Raw genomic sequence first — 23,100 nt, forward strand, 5'->3', positions numbered from 1 at the left:
CAACGATAACATTAACGGTAGCGTTTTATGGGGCTATTTTGATCCTGTTCAGCCAGCCAGGCGAGCTTTTCGCCAATCTTGCCTTCCAGCCCCCTGTTTGTCGGGAAATAATAGCGTGTTTGTGCTATTTCCGGCGGGAAGTAAACCTCACCGGCAGCATAAGCGTTTGCTTCATCATGAGCGTAACGATATTCCTGCCCGTAGCCCATTTCCTTCATTAATTTTGTCGGCGCATTACGCAAATGAACCGGCACGTCATAATCCGGACGTTCGCGAGCATCGGCCAGCGCGGCTTTAAACGCGGTATACACAGCGTTACTTTTTGGTGCACAGGCCAGGTAAACAATCGCCTGGGCAATGGCGCGTTCGCCTTCTGCCGGACCAACGCGGGTAAAGCAATCCCAGGCAGCAATCGCTACCTGCATCGCACGTGGATCAGCATTACCGACATCTTCCGACGCTATCGCCAGGCAGCGACGCGCGACATATAACGGATCACCACCAGCAGTAATAATCCGCGCATACCAGTACAGCGCCGCATCGGGTGCACTACCACGCACAGATTTATGCAGCGCAGAAATCAGATCGTAAAAGCGATCGCCTTTATTATCGAATCGGGCACTACGCTCACCGGCGATTTCCGTCAGCAATTCGGGCTTCAAAACGCGCTTGCCGCTGCTATCGACTTCGGCCATATCCGCCATCATTTCCAGCGTATTCAACGCCCGGCGCGCGTCACCATTCACCAGTTCAGCAATCGCACGGCGTGTTTCATCTGGCAGAACAATATCCTGCCCGCCATAGCCGCGCGTTTTGTCTTCCATTGCCTGAGTAAGTACTCGCTCAATATCCTCGGTCGTCAAGGATTTCAGCAGATAAACGCGGGCACGGGAAAGCAGCGCCGAATTAAGCTCAAACGAGGGGTTTTCAGTCGTCGCGCCAATGAAAGTGATGGTGCCATCTTCAATATGCGGTAGAAAAGCATCCTGCTGGCTCTTGTTGAAGCGGTGCACTTCGTCGACAAACAGAATGGTGCGGCGTCCGGCGTTGCGGTTCTGCCGCGCCCGCTCGATCGCCTCGCGAATCTCTTTCACACCAGAGGTAACGGCAGAAATACGTTCCACATCAGCGTTTGCGTAGCGGGCGATCACTTCGGCAAGGGTCGTTTTACCCGTACCTGGCGGCCCCCAGAGGATCATAGAATGCAGGTGCCCGGCTTCGATAGCGCGCGGCAACGGCTTCCCCGCAGCCAGCAAATGTTGCTGACCGATATACTGTGCTAAATTTTCTGGCCGCATACGCGCGGCCAGAGGTTGAAAAGTATTATCCGAAAAATCGAGCGACAGATTGCTCACTCAGGTGCCTCTACTTACGTTGGTCATCTACCGTTACGCCTTGCGGCGGGGTGAAGGTAAATTTCGCTGCATCCACAACGCCATTTTGCTGGGACTTTAACTGATAACTGCTGCGCTGATCGTCCTGCTCCACCGCGCTAAACTGATGGATTGTGCCATCACGCCCCACGTTAATGGTGAACTGCTTCAGGTTGCCATTGCTGGCTTTTGGCGTCAGGACAAAGTCATCACCATTCTGTTTGATATTGTACTGCTGCCAGTCGCTGGACTGGTTGCGGGCAATCAGCATAAACGGCGTATTACCGGTAGCATCTTTCAGCCAGGTTGCCGTAGCCTGCTCAACGAACGGGTTATAGAACCACAGTGTTTTACCGTCAGAAACCAGGATACTTTCATCAGGTTGAGTCATATGCCAGTTGAACAAGTTAGGACGTTTCACCCACAGATCGCCCTGACCTTCCTGTACTGCAGCGCCGCTACCGTCAGTCACTTTTTGCGTGAAGCTGGCATGGAAGCTGCTGACTTTATCCAGGCGACTTTTCAGATCGCTTGCGGCATCAGCCCAAACGCTGCTCGCCACAAAGCTTGAGAGTAATACACAGGTGATGGCAATTTTTTTCATCATGGTTCCTCAAATTACGTCACTCCCAAACGGGAGTTCCCTCTACTCTCTATTCCAGGCTAATAATCAGCTTGAGGAAAGAAGAAAATACTGAATTTTCAGTTGATAGTGTGCCGGATGCGACGCTATCGCGTCTTATCCGGCCTACAATGCCCTAATCAGTCAAACGGCGGTGGAGCCAGCACTTCACGATTACCGTTGTGACCCTGTTCGCTGACGATCCCCTGCGCTTCCATCTGTTCGATAATACGCGCCGCACGGTTATAACCAATGCGGAACTGACGCTGTACGCCTGAAATTGACGCTTTGCGTTTTTCAGTGACAAACTGCACCGCCTGATCGAACAACGGATCCAGCTCTTCTGCGCCATCGAAACCACCGGCTCCACCTTCACTTTCACTGTCGGAAGTGATGCCATCGACATACTGCGGACGACCACGCGCTTTCCAGTCCTGCACCACGGCATGAACTTCCTGATCGCGAACAAAGGCACCATGAACACGTACCGGCATGGTGGAGTTCGGCCCGGAGTAGAGCATATCGCCCATTCCCAGTAACGATTCGGCACCAGCCTGATCAAGAATGGTACGCGAGTCAATCTTACTGGATACCGTAAAGGCGATACGAGTTGGAATATTCGCTTTAATCAGACCTGTAATAACATCAACTGATGGACGTTGCGTTGCCAGTACGAGGTGGATTCCTGCGGCACGGGCTTTTTGCGCCAGACGTGCAATCAGCTCTTCCACTTTTTTACCCACCGTCATCATCAGGTCGGCAAATTCGTCCACCAGAACAACAATATAAGGCTCTTTTTTCAGCACCGGATGCTGAGCATCCATACTGTCGCCCGGTTTCCAGTACGGGTCTGGTATTGGGCGCATCATACGGTCAGCTTCAGCAATTTTTTCGTTATAACCCGCCAGGTTACGTACACCCAAAGCCGACATCAGTTTATATCGACGCTCCATTTCGTTGACGCACCAGCGTAAAGCGTTGGCAGCATCTTTCATGTCGGTCACGACTTCCGTTAACAGGTGCGGGATACCTTCATAAACTGAAAGCTCGAGCATTTTCGGATCGATCATAATGAAACGCACATCTTCCGGCTGCGCTTTATAGAGCATACTCAGAATCATAGCGTTCACACCGACAGACTTACCGGAACCGGTAGTCCCCGCAACCAACAAGTGCGGCATTTTTGCCAGATCGGCAACGACCGGATCGCCAGCGATATCTTTACCCAGCACTATCGTTAATGGCGATGGGTTATCGCGGAACTTAGCGTTGTCCAGCACTTCGCGCAGGTAAACGGTTTGGCGTTTTTTGTTAGGTAACTCCAGACCTACGTAAGGTTTACCCGGAATAACTTCAACGACACGAACCGCCACAGTTGATAGCGAACGGGCCAGGTCACGTGACAAGTTAGAAATACGCGCAGCTTTTACGCCCGGTGCCAGGTTCAGCTCAAAGCGAGTGATAACTGGCCCCGGAGAATAGTTGACGACATCGGCTTTAATGCGGAAGTCAGCCAGGCGCGCCTCTACCAGACGCGCCATTTGTTCAAGCGCAAAGGTATCTACGGGTTCCACTTCGCTCGGCGGCGGCGTCAGCAAATCCAGAGAAGGCAACGGCGTCGTCGGCTTGTGTAGCGGACGACTGTCGCCATTGCGCATTAACAGCGGATGAAGCAGGGTATCCTGCGGCTGTGGTGCCGTCGGTTGATGCGGCTGCTGATAGTGATGCTGCGGTGCTACCGGTTGTTGCGGCTGCTGATACTGCGGCTGTGGCGCTACCGGTTGCTGCGGCTGCTGATACTGCTGCTGCGGTGCTACCGGTTGCTGCGGCTGTTGATATTGCGGCTGCGGCACGACTGGTTGCTGCGGCTGTTGAACAGGTTCAACAATTGGCGTAAACAGCGGCTCGTGTGGACCATCATCCACTAACGCTTTCATCGGTGAAAATTCGAAATCATCCAGCGAGAACGGATTCGCCCCAGTCGGTTGTTCACCGGAATAACGCTGCTGCTGAGTCTGGGCAAACTGACGAGCCAGCTCAGCCTCTGCCGCAGCATCTGCATCTTCCGCGTTCACTGGCACATCATGTTGATATTGCTCGCCATAGCGTTGCTGCTGCGTCTGGGCAAACTGACGAGCCAGTTCATCCTGCTGCATCGCATCGATTTCATCATCGTTATACTGCCCGCCAGCATCGTACTGGTTACGCTGCGCTTCACGAGCCTTCTCTTCCGCCGCTCTCTGCGATGGCAGCTTAATGCCATATGACGCCAGTTCACGACGTGTTGGTACGCGGATACGCTTCGGTCGAGGTAACTGCGGGCCAATGCCCTCTTTCACTTGCGGACGCGGCGCACCGCTATTTGCCAGGCTGAAAACAGGCGCAGCAACCGTCGCTGCGGCTCCCGTCGCCAGGGTCGCTTTTTTCACGCCCGATGCCAGCGGTGAAACAGCGGCAGCGGCTTCTACTGGAGGTACTGCTGCAACAGAAGGTGCTTTCAGCGAAGATTTGATCGGTTCTGGTTCCTTAACCGGTTCAGGAATTGGTTGATACCAGGCCGCAAGTTGTTCACGTTCACGGGCACGCTTCTCTTCCACTTCTTCAAAATAGTAAAGCGGCGGACGCGCAGGCTTTGTCTCTTCTACAACAGGCTCCGGTGTCGCGACAGGCTGCTGTTCAACAGGTTGCGGCTGTTGGTACAACGGCTCCTGAACGGCTGGCTGCGGGTAAGTTTGCTCTGCCTGGTATGTAGGCTGTGGAGCAAAAGTGGATTGCGTCTCTTCGGCTTGCCAGGCGTTACCTGCCACCGGCTGTTCCGGTGCAGATGTATAATACGGCTGTTGAACCGGTTGTTCCGCTGCAGGCGCGTAATATGGTTGCTGAACCGGCTGTTCAGGCGCAGGGGTGTCGTAAGGTTGTTGCACAGGTTGTTCCGCTGCAGGCGTATAGTATGACTGCTGTGGCGGTACAGGCTGCGCATATTGTGGCTGCTGTGGGTAACCTTCTGCTGCAGGAGCAATAACCGGCTCGCCCGTTTGCGGCCCCGGTACAGGCTGCCAGGATACAGTAGGTTGCGCAGGTGGAACATCAACAGAGGCAACAGGCGGCGTCTGAGTAACAGGTTCAACCGGCGCGGCCCAGCTTTGCGTCGCCGTGGTTGCAGCCGCTGCGGCAGCTACAGGCTCGGTAATCGGCGCACCATTTAATAAAGGATCGTATTCGTCATATTCAGGCTGCGTTGCACGATTGCCCGAAAACAGGACGTCATCAGGATCGGCCGCTACTCCGCGCGCAGTGTAGGTAACATCTTCTTCATCATCCATCCGCTTGCCGGAGAACAACGCAGCGTCCGTTTGTCGCCCCATCGGATTAATGAATTTTTCCGCCAGGCGTTTACGACGCGCTAACGCGCCACGAAGAATACGAGCACGGCGCGATTCATGCTGTTTACCGTGGTTTTCATCTTCGTACTCTTCGTCATCGTCATACTCATCTTCATCGACCCAGGTATCATCGCGACGGGTACGATTACTGGCGAAGGTGAGAATGTTTAAAATCCAGCCGCCCAGTTTTTCGGCAATAGTCACCCAGGACCAGCCGGTAAACAGCGTCAGGCCCGCTGCCCAGACGCAAAGCAGCGCAATTGTTCCCCCACTGCTGTGTAGCAGAGGCTGTAACGTGGTGCTTAATAAGCTACCGATTACGCCACCGGAGGCAAAATACCAGATATCGTCGGCGTTAATGGCTGCCAGACCACAGGAGGTAAGGATGAGCGCCAGCACGCCAATAATACGTAGCGAAACGGCAAAATAATCAATGTATTCGTCGCTGGACTGATGACGCCACGCAAACCAACAGCCACCGACAATGATGACGGGGATGGTGTAAGCCATCACGCCAAAAATGAAGAACAGGGTATCGGCCAGCCACGCACCAGGTGCCCCGCCTAAATTATGGATAGGCTCATGCCAGGCCGTTTGCGACCAGCTAGGATCCGAAGGGTTAAAACTCAATAAAGCTGCCATCAACCAGACGGCAAACAGGACAATAAGAATCAGCAACGCCTCCAGAAGTCGGCGCCCGCTGCTTAACTTTGTCAATGTGACTTCTTTGTCTTCAGTGTATTCCTGGCTCAAGAAAGGCTCTCCAGGTTACAGGCTTTTCCTGCCCGATGCTAAAACGGACAACAGTACCAGGTTACCCCAGTACTGTTGCTGTATGGATTAACAGGAGTGTAATCAAAATACGTCGATTTTGCACCTGTTCCGTGTTAGCGCGTCTTAATAACCAGACGATTACTCTGCTTGACTTCTTCCATAACAACGTATGTCCGTGTGTCATTGACGCCAGGCAGACGCAGCAGAGTTTCCCCCAGCAGCTTACGGTAAGCTGACATATCCGGCACGCGTGTTTTCAACAGGTAGTCGAAATCACCAGATACTAAATGACACTCCTGAATTTCTTCAAGTTTTTGTACAGCGGTATTGAATTGTTCAAACACATCCGGAGCACCACGATTCAGAGTAATCTCAACGAATACCAGAAGTGATGCATCCAGATAATGCGGGTTCAGCAGTGCTGTATAGCCCTGGATAAACCCTTGTCTTTCCAGCCGACGCACGCGCTCAAGGCACGGCGTAGGGGAAAGTCCCACACGTTTAGAAAGCTCGACGTTAGAAATACGCCCATCCTTTTGCAACTCATTAAGAATGTTACGATCGATACGGTCGAGATCTTTGCCAGGGCGCTTCTTGCTATCTACCATTATTATTGTCTCTCTGTATTCCTTCCCTACTCCTGTCTGACCCTGAAAACATCACTGTTCAGAGTCGCTACCCGTCACGATAGACCGAAATCATTAAGATTCACGGCGCGCAATGCCTGGGTCTACGGTGAGAAGACCGTTGCCTGGAGGCCGCTATCGACATCACGAATGGCGTCTGTCCACGCCATGCGTAGATTTCACTAGCACGGTAAACATGGTATTTACATGCATGATTATGCGCATATAAGAATACTGTTTTTTTCTTCCTCGAATGTTTTCGCAAAACGCCAGGTGATTGTCAAAGCAAAACATCGTTTTTTAGTACAACATGCCAGTTATTCATTAACAGTCGCGTTTAATCATCATTTAATCGGCTTATAAACCGAAAAAATTAAGTAGCAGGCGTGATAATGACAGAAGAATTTGACACGCTTATCGCTTCTGACGATTGCACAAATCGTTAACAAAATCGTCATACTCTTTTTTTACGTCTGTAAATTCCCTACAATCCTGCCCATTGTCTGCCAACAACTATGGGGATCTCATGGGCACGACCAAACACAGTAAACTGCTTATCCTGGGTTCAGGCCCGGCGGGATATACCGCTGCTGTCTACGCGGCGCGCGCCAACCTGCAACCCGTGCTGATTACCGGCATGGAAAAAGGCGGCCAACTGACCACCACCACGGAAGTGGAAAACTGGCCAGGCGATCCAAACGATCTGACCGGTCCGTTATTAATGGAACGCATGCATGAACATGCCACCAAATTTGAAACTGAAATCATCTTTGATCACATCAACAAAGTGGATTTGCAGAATCGTCCGTTCCGTCTGTCTGGCGACAGCGGCGAGTACACCTGCGATGCGCTGATTATTGCTACCGGAGCTTCTGCACGCTATCTCGGCCTGCCCTCAGAAGAAGCCTTTAAAGGGCGTGGGGTTTCTGCCTGTGCGACCTGCGATGGATTCTTCTATCGCAATCAGAAGGTTGCGGTTATCGGCGGCGGTAATACCGCTGTTGAAGAGGCGCTGTATCTGTCTAACATTGCTTCTGAAGTACACCTGATTCACCGCCGCGATACTTTCCGCGCAGAAAAAATTCTGATTAAGCGTCTGATGGATAAAGTGGAGAACGGCAACATCATTCTGCACACCAACCGTACGCTGGAAGAAGTGACCGGCGATCAGATGGGCGTCACTGGCGTTCGTCTTCGCGATACGCAAAACAGCGATAACATCGAGTCACTCGACGTTGCCGGTCTGTTTGTTGCTATCGGCCACAGCCCGAATACCGCCATTTTCGAAGGGCAACTGGAACTGGAAAACGGCTACATCAAAGTACAATCGGGTATTCATGGTAATGCCACCCAGACCAGCATTCCGGGCGTCTTTGCGGCAGGTGACGTGATGGATCATATTTATCGCCAGGCCATTACTTCCGCCGGTACAGGCTGCATGGCGGCACTTGATGCTGAACGCTACCTCGACGGTTTAGCTGACGCAAAATAATTTTACAAATCAGTAACAAAAGTAAAGAAGGCGACAGCATGCGACTATGGGTCGCCTTTATTATTCCTCCGTTGTAACATTGCCCTGCAAAAAATTCTGATAACTCACCTGCTAAGCGTGCAATGAATAAATCCCGTCAAAAAGAGTTAACCCGCTGGTTAAAACAGCAAAGCGTCATCTCCCAACGTTGGCTGAATATTTCTCGTCTGTTGGGCTTTGTGAGTGGCATATTGATAATTGCCCAGGCCTGGTTCATGGCGCGTATTCTGCAGCACATGATTATGGAGAACATCCCCCGCGAAGCCCTGCTTCTTCCCTTTACTTTACTGGTACTGACCTTTGTGTTGCGCGCATGGGTGGTCTGGTTGCGCGAACGGGTGGGGTATCACGCCGGACAGCATATCCGTTTTGCCATCCGCCGCCAGGTTCTCGACCGTTTGCAGCAAGCAGGACCGGCGTGGATTCAGGGCAAACCGGCGGGGAGTTGGGCGACGCTGGTACTTGAGCAAATTGACGATATGCATGATTACTATGCTCGCTACCTGCCACAAATGGCGCTGGCGGTGTCAGTGCCGCTGCTGATTGTGGTAGCAATATTCCCTTCTAACTGGGCTGCGGCGCTTATTCTGCTAGGCACTGCGCCGTTAATCCCGTTGTTTATGGCGTTAGTTGGAATGGGCGCCGCCGATGCTAACCGACGTAACTTTCTCGCACTTGCTCGCTTAAGTGGGCATTTCCTCGATCGCCTGCGCGGCATGGAAACGCTGCGTATTTTTGGTCGTGGTGAAGCTGAAATTGAAAGCATTCGTTCTGCTTCTGAAGATTTCCGTCAACGGACAATGGAAGTGTTGCGACTGGCATTTTTATCCTCCGGCATTCTGGAATTCTTTACCTCGCTGTCGATTGCCCTTGTGGCGGTGTACTTTGGTTTTTCCTATCTCGGCGAGCTGGATTTTGGTCACTATGATACTGGCGTGACGCTGGCTGCGGGTTTTCTGGCGCTGATCCTTGCGCCGGAGTTTTTCCAGCCATTGCGCGATCTTGGTACGTTTTATCATGCTAAAGCCCAGGCTGTTGGCGCGGCTGACAGTCTGAAAACGTTTATGGAAACCCCGCTCGCCCATCCGCAGCGCGGTGAGACGGAATTAGCATCAACCGATCCGGTGACCATTGAGGCCGAGGATCTGTTTATCACATCGCCGGAAGGTAAAACGCTGGCCGGACCGCTGAACTTTACTTTGCCAGCAGGCCAACGAGCTGTATTGGTTGGCCGTAGCGGTTCAGGTAAAAGCTCACTGTTGAATGCACTTTCCGGTTTCCTCTCATATCAGGGATCGCTACGGGTCAACGGTATCGAATTGCGCGATTTATCACCGGAATCCTGGCGCAAACATCTCTCCTGGGTTGGGCAGAATCCACAACTACCAGCAGCAACACTACGGGACAATGTGCTACTGGCGCGACCTGATGCCAGCGAACAAGAGTTACAAACAGCACTGGATAACGCATGGGTCAGTGAGTTTCTACCGCTCCTGCCACAAGGAGTTGATACGCCTGTTGGCGACCAGGCTGCCCGCCTTTCCGTAGGTCAGGCGCAGCGCGTGGCGGTGGCGCGTGCATTACTGCATCCCTGTTCGCTATTACTGTTGGATGAACCCGCTGCCAGCCTGGATGCACACAGCGAACAGCGCGTGATGGAGGCGCTGAATGCCGCCTCTCTGCGCCAGACTACGTTAATGGTCACCCACCAGTTAGAAGATCTTGCTGACTGGGATACTATCTGGGTGATGCAGGATGGTCAGATTGTCGAGCAAGGACGTTACGCGGAATTAAGCGTGGCTAACGGTCCTTTCGCTACATTGCTGGCCCATCGTCAGGAGGAGATTTAAATGCGCGCTTTGCTACCCTATCTGGCTCTGTATAAACGTCATAAGTGGATGTTAAGCCTTGGTATTGTACTGGCGATTATTACTCTGCTCGCCAGTATCGGTCTGTTGACGCTTTCCGGATGGTTCCTCTCCGCCTCAGCGGTTGCGGGCGTTGCAGGACTGTACAGCTTCAACTATATGCTCCCCGCCGCAGGGGTGCGTGGCGCAGCAATCACCCGTACCGCAGGGCGTTATTTTGAACGTCTGGTGAGTCATGACGCGACTTTCCGCGTATTGCAGCATCTGCGCATTTACACATTCAGTAAACTTTTGCCGCTCTCCCCTGCCGGGCTTGCGCGCTATCGTCAGGGCGAATTGCTCAACCGCGTCGTGGCGGATGTTGATACGCTCGATCATCTTTATTTGCGCGTTATCTCACCGCTGGTGGGCGCTTTTGTGGTGATTATGGTGGTGACAATCGGGTTAAGTTTCCTTGATTTCACCCTCGCCTTTACGCTGGGCGGCATTATGTTGCTGACGTTGTTCCTGATGCCTCCGCTATTTTATCGTGCTGGTAAAAGCACAGGGCATAATCTGACTCATCTTCGCGGGCAGTATCGCCAGCAACTGACCGCCTGGCTGCAAGGGCAAGCTGAACTGACCATTTTTGGTGCCAGCGATCGTTATCGCACGCAATTAGAGAATACTGAAATTCAGTGGTTGGAAGCGCAACGCCGTCAATCTGAACTGACCGCTTTATCGCAAGCGATAATGCTGCTAATTGGTGCGTTAGCGGTGATCCTGATGCTGTGGATGGCGTCTGGCGGCGTTGGCGGCAATGCTCAACCCGGCGCGTTAATTGCCTTGTTTGTCTTCTGTGCGTTAGCTGCGTTTGAGGCTCTGGCGCCGGTGACAGGTGCATTTCAGCATCTGGGGCAAGTCATTGCCTCTGCAGTACGGATCACTGACTTAACGGATCAAAAACCAGAAGTCACCTTCCCTGATACCCAAACCCATGTTGCCGATCAGGTTTCCCTGACGTTACGTGATGTTCAGTTCACTTATCCTGAGCAATCACAGCAAGCTCTTAAAGGGATTTCCCTTCAGGCAAACGCCGGAGAACATATTGCGATTCTCGGTCGAACGGGATGCGGCAAGTCGACACTATTACAACTGCTGACCCGCGCATGGGATCCGCAACAGGGCGAGATTTTGCTTAACGGTAGCCCTATAGCCAGCCTGAATGAAACGGCTCTGCGTAAGGCCATCAGCGTTGTGCCACAGCGTGTACATCTGTTTAGCGCAACGCTGCGAGATAATCTGTTACTTGCAGCACCAGGCAGCAGTGATGAGGCTCTGGCGGAGATCTTGCGCCGCGTCGGTCTGGAGAAGCTGCTTGAAGACACAGGACTCAACAGTTGGCTGGGTGAAGGTGGACGCCAACTCTCCGGTGGCGAACTGCGCCGTCTGGCTATCGCCCGTGCGCTATTACACGATGCGCCGCTGGTATTGCTGGACGAACCAACCGAAGGCTTAGATGCCACAACTGAAAGCGAGATCCTTGAATTGCTTGCAGAAATGATGCGTGAGAAAACGGTGTTAATGGTCACCCATAGACTTCGCGGACTCTCTCGTTTCCAACAAATAATTGTGATGGACAACGGACAAATTATTGAGCAAGGTACTCATGCAGAACTGCTTGCCAGACAGGGACGTTATTACCAGTTTAAGCAGGGTTTGTGAGCTATTATTGAACGATCCGACTTGCGTAGTGGAGTTTTGCGGTCATGCGCCTGGTTCAGCTTTCTCGCCATTCAATAGCCTTCCCTTCCCCGGAAGGCGCATTACGTGAGCCTAACGGCCTGCTGGCGCTGGGGGGCGATCTAAGCCCTGCGCGTCTGTTGATGGCTTATCAACGCGGTATTTTTCCGTGGTTTTCTCCTGGCGACCCTATTCTGTGGTGGTCGCCCGACCCTCGCGCGGTATTATGGCCAGAATCCCTGCATATTAGTCGCAGTATGAAACGTTTTCATAGACGCTCGCCCTATCGTGTCACGATGAATTACGCATTTGGTCAGGTTATTGAAGGTTGTGCCAGCGATCGCGAAGAAGGAACCTGGATCACGCGCGACGTGGTTGAAGCTTACTACCGCCTGCACGAGCTGGGTCATGCCCACTCTATTGAAGTCTGGCGTGAAGACGAGCTTGTCGGCGGCATATATGGCGTGGCGCAGGGAACGTTATTTTGTGGTGAGTCGATGTTCAGCCGCATGGAAAATGCGTCCAAAACGGCGCTCCTGGTATTCTGCGAAGAATTTATCTATCACGGTGGCAAATTAATCGATTGTCAGGTGCTTAATGATCACACAGCTTCGCTTGGCGCCTGCGAAATTCCCCGCCGGGATTACCTCAATTATCTTAATCAAATGCGCCCGGAACGATTGCCAAATAACTTCTGGGTGCCACGGCAATTGTTTTCGCCTCAGAAATGAATGTTTTCGGCACATTTCTCTCCAGAGTGTTATAATTGCGGTCGCAGAGTTGGTTACGCTCATTACTCCGCTGCCGATAAGGAATTTTTCGCGTCAGGTAACGCCCATCGTTTATCTCACCGCTCCCTTATACGTTGCGCTTTTGGTGCGGCTTAGCCGTGTGTTTTCGGAGTTATGTGCCAAACCTGTTTGTTGCGATTTAGCGCGCAAATCTTTACTTATTTACAGAACTTCGGCATTATCTTGCCGGTTCAAATTACGGTAGTGATACCCCAGAGGATTAGATGGCCAAAGAAGACAATATTGAAATGCAAGGCACCGTTCTTGAAACGTTGCCTAACACCATGTTCCGCGTAGAGTTAGAAAACGGTCACGTGGTTACTGCACACATCTCCGGTAAAATGCGCAAAAACTACATCCGCATCCTGACGGGCGACAAAGTGACTGTTGAACTGACCCCGTACGACCTGAGCAAAGGCCGCATTGTCTTCCGTAGTCGCTGATTGTTTTGCCGCCTGATGGGCGAAGAGAAAGAACGAGTAAAAGGTCGGTTTAACCGGCCTTTTTTGCGTCTGGAGTTAAGGAAGAAAATAAATATTGGGGTATGGATTTTATAACTGCCTGTGCGGCTGTGAACCACCCGCAGCCGGGGCGTATCTCCGCGTTAGCTTTCTAAGCTGCCTGTACAGCAGTGAACAAGATTTCCTGTTGGATTAAGTGCCAGCATTCTTTTCTAAGCTGCCTATACGGCAGTGAACCTGCGAAACGATCCCTGTTTGAGTATTGAGGTTTTCTAAGCTGCCTGTACGGCAGTGAACGTTAAGCGCGAAGATGTTGAAGACGACCAGCTCTTTCTAAGCTGCCTGTACGGCAGTGAACAGATATCCTCTTAAGCGCCCGACTTAACGTCGTTTCTAAGCTGCCTGTACGGCAGTGAACACTCATTTTTCATCACTAAAGAACACCGTCATTTTCTAAGCTGCCTGTACGGCAGTGAACATTGGCAATAACCCCATTGTTATTCGTCTTCTTTTCTAAGCTGCCTGTACGGCAGTGAACTGGAATAATAGCAGACTATCCTATTGATTTACTGTTAAAACTTACAAAATCTCCAATTCATACCCTTTTTCGAGGCATCAAAATAGTAATAAATAAAATCAATGCGTTACATCTCACCCTGAAAAAAGGGTCGATTGGAATGTCTTCAATCTCATATTTCCAGCGTAGCTTTTGATAAATAATTGCCCAGAGCATATACAGTCACAATCCTGGTCGGATGAACTGCGTGAACAATGCATAACCAAACAAACCAATCTAAATAAATTCTTCTTGACCGTTTTACTCCAACTCCCTATAGTAGCGCCCCGTTGCCCCCATATGGTCAGGCAACAAAAATTTGGTGAGGTGTCCGAGTGGCTGAAGGAGCACGCCTGGAAAGTGTGTATACGGCAACGTATCCGGGGTTCGAATCCCCGCCTCACCGCCATATTTTAAGAAGAGCTCGTACGAAAGTACGGGCTTTTTTTTCGCATATAGATGGCTTCGTATACCTCTCAGTTCAATAACTACCTCTCCAGGAAATGGTTTAGCAATAAAACTTTTTTAGCAAAGAAAACAACATCCCGGATATGAACAATTAACATCCAACACATCTTCTCAACGGCCTGGCCACACTACAAAAAGGCCCAGCCACACGGCCAGGCCTCTTAATAATTGCAAAACATCAAAACCAGGGAATAGTTGCCGTTGTGCTTAATCCATAACTACTAAATTCCCCTTTAACCGGTTCTGCACGCAAATCACCGTGCTGGATAAACAGCTTAAACTGTTGCTGACTCGACAAACTCTTCATATTAAGAAAAGGTAAATCGGTCCGCTGTTCAGCTTGCGTCGCCAGTCGCTCAATCGCCTGCTCTTCAGTAAGCCAGCCTTTTTTCACTGAACGCCTTAACAGACGCTGTGGGTTACTTTTGACCTGCACACGACTTACCACTCGCCAGCCCTTTATTTCAGGAATGGGAATGACAGGCGAACATTGGCAATAATCCGTAAGCCCTTTACGCCACGTTGAGGCTTCAAGCGCCTGCAATGCTGGGGCGCTACCATGCAAGCGTAAACGCGCTCCTGGCGTAACGTTTATATCCGGGAAACTCACACCGATATCACCTTGACCTCTTGCGCCTAGTGCCCGGTGCAATTTGGCAAATAACGCCGCCATCAACATTTCACTCGAAAATTCAGGATCGGGCAGAACGCGGATCTCAAGATAGTGATCCATTGGCAGCTCCTTATTCCGCTTTCTCACCAAAAACACCACCACGGATCAAGACAGCCATCACGTAGTGCTGCTGATCAACTTCCGGTTTGACGCCTTTAGTCACCCAATTATCCAGTAAGGTATAAAAATCGAGTTTTTCTTTTGGTTGACGGCAAGCGACACCGCGACTGGTTACAGAACCATAAGGTTCCACAGCGATAGCTCCCAGCTCATCAACCTTCGGATGCCAGGTATCAATGGTACGTAAAGCGTTGCCAATTTTTTGGGAGTGAATACCGGCAATGCCTGCAACCTGGTACAACACGCGACTTTTGCTACTGTTGCTGTCGAGCACCAGTTCCTGTGACGGGAAGACTTCTTGCCCGGCACCGAGGCGAACTTGCGCTTCAACGGTAAGCATGACCCACTCTTTTCCGCTTAACCCTTGTTCTATGATGGTCGCCAGCTGCGTGACCGCTGCCTGCTCCTGGTCAAATTGACGTAAAGAGAAGTCATGGCTGTTAAAAGTCCATGAAATATCATTAGCAGTAACTTTCACCTGGATCTGCTCAGCGCCAATGCGGTTGCGCCACAGAAAACGGCCATTTGCCAGATTCAGCGCATAGCGTAACGCCAGCTCTTTAAAGCCATGTTCACTGATGTAACCTTCAATGACCCCGGAAAGCGCCTCCTGGTAAGCCATATCATTACATACTGAAGTGAAGATAAATTACCCAGCACTCGCAGCGTAAACACCACTTTTAGCGTATCCGCATCTACCGGAAGCGAGGCCACATCTACCCGCTGCAAGTTGGCTTTTTGGATTTCAGCGTCCAGTTTTGTGGGGTCGCTGGCAATCGTGTTTTTCAGGCGATTAGAGATGGTTCCGCGAACCGCTTTCTCCTGAATCTCAATGGGTTGCCATTCATTTCCTTGCCAGTTACCTGCATACATCACCGCGTCGGATGTTGCCAGTTTGCGTTCAAATGCCAGTACCGATGCTGTTTTTATTGCTACAGGAGCCTTTGCCATAATTATGTCCTTATTCTGAATCGTCATCTTCATGAGTTATAGGGTCGTCAACGAGTGGTATTGCCGAGCAATAGTAGCCGGTGTCCGTTGTACGGTAGCGCCACATCAGCGGTTGCAGGTCAGTGATGCGATGTAATCCGCGCCATTCACCAATTCCATAAACGGCTTCGGCAAAAGCAAATGGCGTCACGGTGTCGCGCGCATTTTCAACTTCACCGGGGGCGTAAACAGGAGATATACGTTGGTAACCGCACATTAACGGTACCAGGAAACCGGGCATCGGCTTCGGCTGGTATGTCCATTTTGCGCTGTTGTCTTCTGCCGGAGATTCGGCCTGATATTTAATGGCGGCGAAATCGAGCCAGGCATCAAGCAACGATATATCAGGATGTTGTTGGTGATGTTCAGCCAGCCATTCGCTGCGATCGTAAAGCGCGTAACCCGGCATTAAACGCCAGATGATTTTACGCAGTTGCTTTTCATCTTCAGGTGCATGAAAAAGCTGCGGATCGCGCATACTGACAATGCTGCCACCCGCCAGTTTGTGGCTCTGGCAAAGCACTTTCAGATGATCACACAGGGCTTTTCTACCGTATTCACCATTAGTAATTTCGCCATTACATTCAACAAGTAGAGAAACCGTCAGGTGCATACGCCCCTCTTCATTGAACGAGGCAGTTTTACCTTCTTTGGTTAATGGGTTACGGGTGAGAGCGAACTGAAAATCGCGCCCGGAACTGTACGCCTGAATATGCTGTTCATGGCTAACGACTGCGCAACCGGCAAAACTTACGCCAAATTCATCCACCACTTTGCGAGAAAGCGCATGAACATAGCCGAGAAAATGGGTCATCGCCGGGAATCCCCAGGTCAACCCGGAAACGGCGTTAGCGTTTTCTATGCGTATATGGGGTAACAAGAGCAGATAACTCATTTCAGCGCCTCCTGCAAAACGGCTTCCATTTCACGCATCCGTTGAGTGAACAGGGACTGACTACGCCACTCTCTTTGCTCGACGGCTCCCACATCGAAACTTGCTTTTTTCAGGCGATAGTTCAGCCAGCGCGCGAAGTCATCAGCGACGGTTCTCTGCCAGTCGTTTTTCTCACGCTCCAGTTTGAAAGCCTCATCTGACAGGCTTCGCCACGGGTCCAGCCAAAGCTGCTGGTGACGTGGTAAGTCTGGTGATTGTGCTGACCACCCCTGCCATTTTTCTTGCTGAAAAGAGGATGCCTGCATGAACAGCAAATCTATCAACTCATCAATATATTTCGCGCGCGCAGTACGGATATGAACATTGTTTATGTCAACTTTCAGTAAGTAGGTCATCCTGGCGATAGTGCCCGAAGCTGAGCGATTGAAATCGCCGCGTAAGGCAAAAATACTGCGCATGTTTTGTGGTGCGCGCTCCTGCGTCGACCAGGTGGGGGGCATTGATGGCAGCAACCAAATACGACCACCACGAACACTGTTGAGCAGAGAAATATTCTGCGGTTTTGTGCCGCCAAAATGCATCTCAGCAAGATTAGGGAAACGAATATCTGGCTGTGAGTGCCATTTACCTGCCTTGCGAGCATCGCGAATGGCTTTCGATTCCTCGCTAAAACGCACAGCGGTTAGCTTTTCATACATCGCCTGCGCCAGTGAACTGGAAAACAGCGGGCATAACAGGTGATAGCCATCATCGACAGGGAAATAGATTTGCTTCGATAGTTTGTGCGCTTTTATCCACTCCGATGCATATGCTTGACTAAAGCATTCAACCCATTGTTTTAGTTGTTCATCATCCAACGCAAAGGCATTTAATGATTGATAATCGCCACGTTTTAAGCTGGCGAGTAACGAATCACCGTGAACATCTGTTAGGAGTATTTTTGCAACATCATAAAATGCAGCGTTGCCTTCAGCATCCTCTTTAATAATTGCCAGTGATGCTGTATTTAAATATCCCTCGCTGACGAATTTCTCCAAATAACGTCCATATGCTTTGGAGTCACCATTACTATATTTTGCCCCGTGGGAGATTATCCTTATAGAACGAACACGCTTCGCCGCATCCGTTAACCAGTTACGAGGCAGGTAGCGTGCTTCAAGTTCCTGCCGTTCCTGAGCGATGGCGCTGACATCATCGCCCTGCTCCAGCCTCTTTGCTGCTTCTTTTTCAAAGGCATCGATTTTGGGTTGCCTTCGCGAAGCGATGTAATCAGTAATAAATTGTATTAGCGCCGTTTTTTCCATCTCGGCTCCTTTCGTTAATCCATCAAATTAAAGTTGCTCCCTAACTTCACTGAAAAATCTCCGTAGCTCAACATGGCTTCAGTACAACGACGCATACAGCAAAAGGGACAACACCCGTGGTGATAATCATGGATAGTTCACCTAGATGTATCTACGCATTAATCTAGCCAAACCCAATGCAATAAACCAAAGTTATATTACCATGAATAAATCATTTGAAACATAATAGTTTCGAGATTAATATTCACGCACTGCCGTTGGCAGCTTAGAAATAGATGTATCTCCGGATACGGACTTGTAAACTGCCGTACAGGCAGCTCGCGCCCCTTCACGGGGCGCGAAACACCCCTAACCATGGGTGATAATGCCAGCCGTTGAGCGCATCTTCGTCACAGACGGGTACTCTCACTTCAGCAAACCTTTCCCCAACACGATTAATCTCACAACTGTGCTCAACAGCCAGATCCAACAAAACTTGTTGGTAATCCATCATGCCCCAACAAGCAACGCCGCTGGCGCATATCACTTCTTCTCGTTTGAAATTCCCCTGCTCTTTACGCTCGTTGTCGCCCATGCGGGAATAGAAACTCGCTTTTCTTTCTTCGTCATCCATATGCAGAAAAAACACCGCTTCCGGTAACGACGAATAACGAAAAGGCGTCTGGCGCTGCATCCAGCCGTTCCAGCTTAGTGGTGCGCGCCACCATTGCGCAGCTACCACATGTTTGCTTTTACTACTCATCAACTCGGTGAATAAACGACTATGCTCAAGTTCCGCCAGTTTATTTTCATTATTGGCAGGTAAGATCCGTGGTAAGGCATTAATCGTCCGGTAGTCCGTGAGTGGCATCAGCTCGCAAATATCATGGCTATTCAGCACGCGATCTTTTGTTTCGAAACCCGGTTTACAAAATGCGGGGCATTTTTTCTGCAATGCTTTGATATTGCTCCGCAAAATAACCAGATTCTCACTGGTTGGCACATTTCTGCGGTGGCGTTGAATACGTCCGGCAAATTGAATAATCGAACGCATAGAACTCGGTTCGATAATTCCCCAGTCCGCATCCCAGTCACGCCCCACTTCTATAACCGATGTGCCCAACACCACAAAAATATGGTGCGATTCCGGACTTTTATGTAAGGCTTCAGCGATATCCTCGTTTTTCCAGAAATCATCTTCTCTATGACGAGTAAAAGCGCGATCCAGCCGCTTCTCAATATTTGAACGTACCGCCAGCGGATGTCGGGAGTGGTAAACGCAATAATGAATGCAGACATTTTCTGGTGAAGGAATGGTAATCAGAGCTTTGGCCACCGCGACCAGAGAATTAATATTGGCGAAGCGCACCAGACCCAGCGAAACAGTTTTGCCGCTTTCGTGTTGCTGGCGATGCGCCTGATGCAACTTCAGCATTTGCTCATGTACCGTGTGAGCCACGCTTTCGATAACATCCTGAATCGCGCTTGATGGGGATGAAATCGAAGCTATACGCCCGAAATGCAGTCGTTCTTTTTCAGCCAACATTAACGCTCGTCGCGCAACAAACTTTTTGTGCGTCTCACGAAAAGTAGCGCCATCACCAATTTGTGTGGCATCGGCATCTTTTTCATCAAACCAGGCACAGCAGATATTAACGGGTCTGCCGTTCGTACCGCATGACGCCTGCCACATTTTGCGCCCGGCAAGATAAGCCGCGAACAGAGCCTGAATCAGATCTGGCGGCAACGTCGCGGAAGAAAGTAATACCCGCGTCCCCAGCATTCCAGCCCAGTTCATCAGACGACATACCGCATGAAGATCGGCAATATCAAAATCGTCAGGTTCGTCGAGCACTAAATCGCTGGTTAACAGACGCAACATCGCCGGAAGCTGTTTCCCGCTGCGTACACCTTCGGTCGCGGAAATAAGATGATCAATCGTCGCTACCAGAATTGGGGCGCTTACTAGCTCTTTAAGTTTGCTGTCATCCTTCAACCATTTTTCCAGCGCGCCGGTATGAAGACTACCTTCGTATTTAACAAACTGTTGCTCCTCTGCTGGCGACTCTTGCGAAGCACTTCCGCAATCATTGTCTGTTTTTTCCTGCTGCCAGAGTTGTTTGACTGCCGCCGAACCAATCAGTACTGCCAGCTCATCCTCACCCAATCCAAGCCGGCTGCGCAGAGCGTCACCCGTTTGTAAGGTCAGCGTACGTAATCCCAATGCAATGGTAAAACGACACCCTTCACGCTCATCAGCAAGCGCATACATAATGCGGGCGTTAGCAAAGGTTTTACCGCACCCCGTCGAGGCCATATTGACACCGAAAAAACCATCTTCCCGACTGCGTTCACGTAACGCACGCGCCACATCCCAGGCTTTGTCCTGCCAGCGATATTTCGCATCTGTAGCTCGCTGGTTAAAACCTTTATGTCGGGCAATTGCCGGAAGCGATGCCCGTGTGTGCATCAGTTGCCGCCCAAGCAAATACGCATGATGCGCAACGCCCACAAGATGCTCATCTACCCGTTGTTTGAGCGTGCCGCTCTGCCGATCGCTATTTGCCCAGACGATATAATTCGGATCTTGCCATTTTTGCTGCGCGTCGTTAGATGAATAGTAGTGATCAGCAAGCATCAGGCAAAAACGCGCCATATGTAATGGAAACAGTTGCTCCATCAGCCCCCATTCCTTTAAAGCGACTGCGTTACGCGCCCGACGGGCAATCTGGCGCGCTTTTTCTCGCCAGCTCGCGCTTTGAAGCGGCGTTCCTGACGGAAACTGCCAGACTTGCTCGAAATCCTGAGGTGACCAGTCATTCTTACGGTGGTTAACGGCATTCCAGTCAGCATTGAGTTGTTTCTCCAGCCAACTTTCACAGCCTTTGCATGATTGTTCCTGTTGTGGCGAAAGATTCTCCGGCATTCGATGATGGGAAAGGATCAACCAGCCCACCGTTTTGGCGAATGGTTGCAGCGAACTGAATGGGCTATTGGAAAAATGAGGCGTGTCTTTTTGCAGGCACTCAAGAATCGCGGTTTCATCATCAGCCGTTAATTCCCCGAGTTTTTCCAGCCATACATCATCTGACTGCTTACCGACAAAAGCCTGAAAAAGCCGCAGCGAAATCCACTCATGCCTATAGGGTTGATAACTTCGTGCACTCTTTTTGGTCAGGCTTTGCTGAAAGCTGCGTCCTGCTTTACCAAAATCATGAAATAACCCAGCAATAGCCGCCAGCAGCGCAATGCTTTCCGCGCACTGCCAGCGATTTTCTTCTTTGTTCACCAGGCTGGTTTGCGTTGTTCGATTTGTGGGAACGCGGCCTTGAGCATTAAAGCGACGAATATTGCCGACAATCCACATCAGCTCCGTTTGCCCATTCTTCTTCAGCCAGTGACAAGCAACCGCTGTATTTCGTCTTGCCGTTTTGCGCAGTAAACGGCGTAAAGTGTTAACACCTTCCTGAGTAATCACCGTTTGCCATGCGGCATCACCTGTGCGTTCGGCAAACTGATCAATAATACGGCAACTCTCCACGCGGGCATTTTTTGTGCAGCGCGAAATGATCAGAACGTTCATTGGTCAGCCTTAGCCAGTGCCTGGGCTGTTTCCTGCAGAGAGGTGATCATGACATCCAGCGCATCCGCTTGTTGAAAGATATTGATGCAGCGTTGACGAAACGCCTGAGCATCTTCTCCCGCCATTGCGGCGATAAATGCTTGTGGCATAACAAGGGCATCTTTAATCAGATCGGCAAGGTCAAAAACAAGCCCACCGCGACGTGTTTTACCGTGCATTACCGCTAAACCGTGTGGGATACCTGTTACCCACGCAGCCACTGCCGCCAGGCCATAGGCCAGATAATTCCCTTGATCGAGGAAGCGGTTGGCCATATCAATCCCACCGCCCCGTTTTGCGCGGGTGAAATCGCCATAACCCACGGTTTGGCTCACCATTTTGTAGAGTGCTTTGGTCAATTTCGCCTCTACGAGCATAAGCTGCGTATGGTTTTCTGCCGCGTCTATTTCTTCACGAGTACGATTTAGCAGGGCCTGGAGCGCATTAGCATCAGGTTGAAATGCGTGTTCACGCTGCATTTTCGCGCTGCTCCAGTGCTTATCAATATGTGTCAGGCGGATTAACTGAAAGCGTTTCGCGGCGGCAAGTCGTTTGTCTTCAACAAACCAGAAAGAAACCCATTGCTGAAGGTACTCGGTAGGACGATATTCGCTTTGTGGGCTGAGCCAGGAGACATCAACATCTACTTCATTGGCGGAGTAAAGCGGTGTGCCATCCGTACCACAAAATCCTACCATCACCCCCGCATGGGCAAATTCACGCATCGCCGCCTGGGTAACGGAAGTTCCCATCCCCAACATTAATGCCGTGGTATTCGCAATAGGGATATTCCAGTAGTACGACTCCTTACCTTCACTGGTAACATACTCCACCCGCCCCCCATTCACCTGCACCCGGCATTTTTCCAGATAATAAATATTGGCGCGTTTGGAGTGGAGAATGGTTTTGAGGTCAGAAGGAGTAAGGTAATTTGAAGACATAAACACATCCTGTGATTATTTTTGTTTGAAGGCGTTAGGATTAGTACAACATTGATTTCTATGCAGGAAATTGATTTCTGTCGCAATTATTACAATTGTTATTGTGTGCTAAGACTAATGTTTTGAAGTTGAGAGCGTCATGATATGACCAAACGTCTACCATTATCGTATTGTGAAACTGCCTGTTCGGCAGTGAACGCCTGCTGCCACCAGTTCTTTTTGACGTTCGCTTTCTAAGCTGCTTGTACGGCAGTGAACATGATCTTTAAGCCAGGTCATGGCTGTTTCGGTTTTCTAAGCTGCCTGTACGGCAGTGAACATGATGCCACTGAACGCTTTGCCTCTTATCTTTTTCTAAGCTGCCTGTACGGCAGTGAACCTCCCTTGCTGCCGCCCCGTCT

General features: G+C 50.6%; 14 protein-coding genes, 1 tRNA gene, 1 pseudogene and 2 CRISPR repeat arrays (1 of these 18 only partly in view). Of the genes and pseudogenes, 6 read left to right on the plus strand and 10 right to left on the minus strand.

The window, feature by feature from the left end; genetic code table 11:
- Nucleotides 1–11: 11 nt before the first annotated feature.
- The 4 genes from rarA to lrp form a co-directional block, all read right to left on the minus strand.
- The gene (gene rarA / locus BEG40_RS07990) at nt 12–1,355 is read right to left on the minus strand and encodes a replication-associated recombination protein RarA (RefSeq protein ID WP_105285194.1); all 1,344 of its coding nucleotides are present in this window, start codon (nt 1,353–1,355) and stop codon (nt 12–14) included.
- A gap of 10 nt (nt 1,356–1,365) precedes the next feature.
- On the minus strand, nt 1,366–1,977 hold the full coding sequence (lolA, locus tag BEG40_RS07995; protein ID WP_105285195.1) for an outer membrane lipoprotein periplasmic chaperone LolA: 612 nt from the start codon (nt 1,975–1,977) through the stop codon (nt 1,366–1,368).
- Nucleotides 1,978–2,135: 158 nt separating this feature from the next.
- On the minus strand, nt 2,136–6,131 hold the full coding sequence (ftsK, locus tag BEG40_RS08000; RefSeq protein WP_105285196.1) for a DNA translocase FtsK: 3,996 nt from the start codon (nt 6,129–6,131) through the stop codon (nt 2,136–2,138).
- Between the two features lie 134 nt (nt 6,132–6,265).
- Entirely contained in the window at nt 6,266–6,760 is a 495-nt protein-coding gene (gene lrp, locus BEG40_RS08005; protein WP_000228473.1) for a leucine-responsive transcriptional regulator Lrp, read from the minus strand.
- Between the two features lie 544 nt (nt 6,761–7,304).
- Between lrp and trxB the strand changes: the two genes are divergently transcribed.
- The 6 genes from trxB to BEG40_RS08040 all read left to right on the plus strand — a co-directional run bounded on the left by trxB (nt 7,305) and on the right by BEG40_RS08040 (nt 14,116).
- Nucleotides 7,305–8,270 carry a thioredoxin-disulfide reductase gene (gene trxB / locus BEG40_RS08015; RefSeq protein ID WP_000537426.1) on the plus strand — a complete coding sequence of 322 codons (966 nt, stop codon included), beginning with the start codon at nt 7,305–7,307 and terminating at the stop codon, nt 8,268–8,270.
- A gap of 122 nt (nt 8,271–8,392) precedes the next feature.
- On the plus strand, nt 8,393–10,159 hold the full coding sequence (gene cydD, locus BEG40_RS08020) for a heme ABC transporter permease/ATP-binding protein CydD (protein WP_001043608.1): 1,767 nt from the start codon (nt 8,393–8,395) through the stop codon (nt 10,157–10,159).
- Entirely contained in the window at nt 10,160–11,881 is a 1,722-nt protein-coding gene (gene cydC / locus BEG40_RS08025) for a heme ABC transporter ATP-binding protein/permease CydC (protein WP_105285197.1), read from the plus strand.
- 44 nt (nt 11,882–11,925) lie between these two features.
- Nucleotides 11,926–12,630: a leucyl/phenylalanyl-tRNA--protein transferase gene (gene aat, locus BEG40_RS08030; protein WP_016158981.1), complete on the plus strand. Its 705-nt coding sequence runs from the start codon at nt 11,926–11,928 to the stop codon at nt 12,628–12,630.
- Between the two features lie 284 nt (nt 12,631–12,914).
- A complete protein-coding gene (gene infA, locus BEG40_RS08035; RefSeq protein WP_001040187.1) occupies nt 12,915–13,133 on the plus strand; it encodes a translation initiation factor IF-1 in 219 nt (72 codons plus the stop codon).
- Nucleotides 13,134–13,299: 166 nt separating this feature from the next.
- Nucleotides 13,300–13,689: direct repeats of the CRISPR family, unit length 28 nt; unit sequence TTTCTAAGCTGCCTGTACGGCAGTGAAC.
- A 339-nt stretch (nt 13,690–14,028) separates the two neighbouring features.
- A tRNA-Ser gene (locus tag BEG40_RS08040) sits at nt 14,029–14,116 on the plus strand.
- 237 nt (nt 14,117–14,353) lie between these two features.
- On the opposite strand, the gene cas6f is transcribed toward BEG40_RS08040, so the two are convergent.
- The 6 genes and pseudogenes from cas6f to cas1f form a co-directional block, all read right to left on the minus strand.
- Complete coding sequence (gene cas6f / locus BEG40_RS08045; protein WP_105285198.1) at nt 14,354–14,908, minus strand: type I-F CRISPR-associated endoribonuclease Cas6/Csy4; 555 nt, start codon at nt 14,906–14,908, stop codon at nt 14,354–14,356.
- A 10-nt stretch (nt 14,909–14,918) separates the two neighbouring features.
- Nucleotides 14,919–15,919 (minus strand): annotated as a pseudogene (csy3, locus tag BEG40_RS08050) (type I-F CRISPR-associated protein Csy3).
- 10 nt (nt 15,920–15,929) lie between these two features.
- Nucleotides 15,930–16,853: a type I-F CRISPR-associated protein Csy2 gene (gene csy2 / locus BEG40_RS08055; protein WP_000120896.1), complete on the minus strand. Its 924-nt coding sequence runs from the start codon at nt 16,851–16,853 to the stop codon at nt 15,930–15,932.
- Nucleotides 16,850–18,157 (minus strand): type I-F CRISPR-associated protein Csy1, encoded by a 1,308-nt coding sequence (gene csy1 / locus BEG40_RS08060; RefSeq protein WP_105285199.1) that lies wholly within the window; start codon nt 18,155–18,157, stop codon nt 16,850–16,852. The genes csy2 and csy1 overlap by 4 nt, the downstream gene beginning before the upstream one ends.
- 328 nt (nt 18,158–18,485) lie before the next feature.
- Nucleotides 18,486–21,719, minus strand: coding sequence for a type I-F CRISPR-associated helicase Cas3f (cas3f, locus tag BEG40_RS08070; protein WP_105285200.1), 3,234 nt, complete (start codon nt 21,717–21,719; stop codon nt 18,486–18,488).
- Nucleotides 21,716–22,699 carry a type I-F CRISPR-associated endonuclease Cas1f gene (cas1f, locus tag BEG40_RS08075; RefSeq protein ID WP_000097884.1) on the minus strand — a complete coding sequence of 328 codons (984 nt, stop codon included), beginning with the start codon at nt 22,697–22,699 and terminating at the stop codon, nt 21,716–21,718. The genes cas3f and cas1f overlap by 4 nt, the downstream gene beginning before the upstream one ends.
- A gap of 170 nt (nt 22,700–22,869) precedes the next feature.
- A CRISPR array of direct repeats spans nt 22,870–23,100; the repeat unit is 28 nt; unit sequence TTTCTAAGCTGCCTGTACGGCAGTGAAC; it runs 518 nt beyond the window's last position.

Source organism: Escherichia sp. MOD1-EC5495 (assembly GCF_002965965.1).
In the GTDB taxonomy this organism is placed as follows: Bacteria; Pseudomonadota; Gammaproteobacteria; order Enterobacterales; family Enterobacteriaceae; genus Escherichia; species Escherichia ruysiae.

Excerpts from the sequence above, each read along its gene's own strand:
- lolA (WP_105285195.1), bottom strand. The coding sequence starts at position 1,977 with ATGAAAAAAATTGCCATCACCTGTGTATTACTCTCAAGCTTTGTGGCG.
- lrp (WP_000228473.1), bottom strand. The coding sequence starts at position 6,760 with ATGGTAGATAGCAAGAAGCGCCCTGGCAAAGATCTCGACCGTATCGAT.
- trxB (WP_000537426.1), top strand. The coding sequence starts at position 7,305 with ATGGGCACGACCAAACACAGTAAACTGCTTATCCTGGGTTCAGGCCCG.
- cydD (WP_001043608.1), top strand. The coding sequence starts at position 8,393 with ATGAATAAATCCCGTCAAAAAGAGTTAACCCGCTGGTTAAAACAGCAA.
- cydC (WP_105285197.1), top strand. The coding sequence starts at position 10,160 with ATGCGCGCTTTGCTACCCTATCTGGCTCTGTATAAACGTCATAAGTGG.
- aat (WP_016158981.1), top strand. The coding sequence starts at position 11,926 with ATGCGCCTGGTTCAGCTTTCTCGCCATTCAATAGCCTTCCCTTCCCCG.
- infA (WP_001040187.1), top strand. The coding sequence starts at position 12,915 with ATGGCCAAAGAAGACAATATTGAAATGCAAGGCACCGTTCTTGAAACG.
- cas6f (WP_105285198.1), bottom strand. The coding sequence starts at position 14,908 with ATGGATCACTATCTTGAGATCCGCGTTCTGCCCGATCCTGAATTTTCG.
- csy2 (WP_000120896.1), bottom strand. The coding sequence starts at position 16,853 with ATGAGTTATCTGCTCTTGTTACCCCATATACGCATAGAAAACGCTAAC.
- csy1 (WP_105285199.1), bottom strand. The coding sequence starts at position 18,157 with ATGGAAAAAACGGCGCTAATACAATTTATTACTGATTACATCGCTTCG.
- cas3f (WP_105285200.1), bottom strand. The coding sequence starts at position 21,719 with ATGAACGTTCTGATCATTTCGCGCTGCACAAAAAATGCCCGCGTGGAG.
- cas1f (WP_000097884.1), bottom strand. The coding sequence starts at position 22,699 with ATGTCTTCAAATTACCTTACTCCTTCTGACCTCAAAACCATTCTCCAC.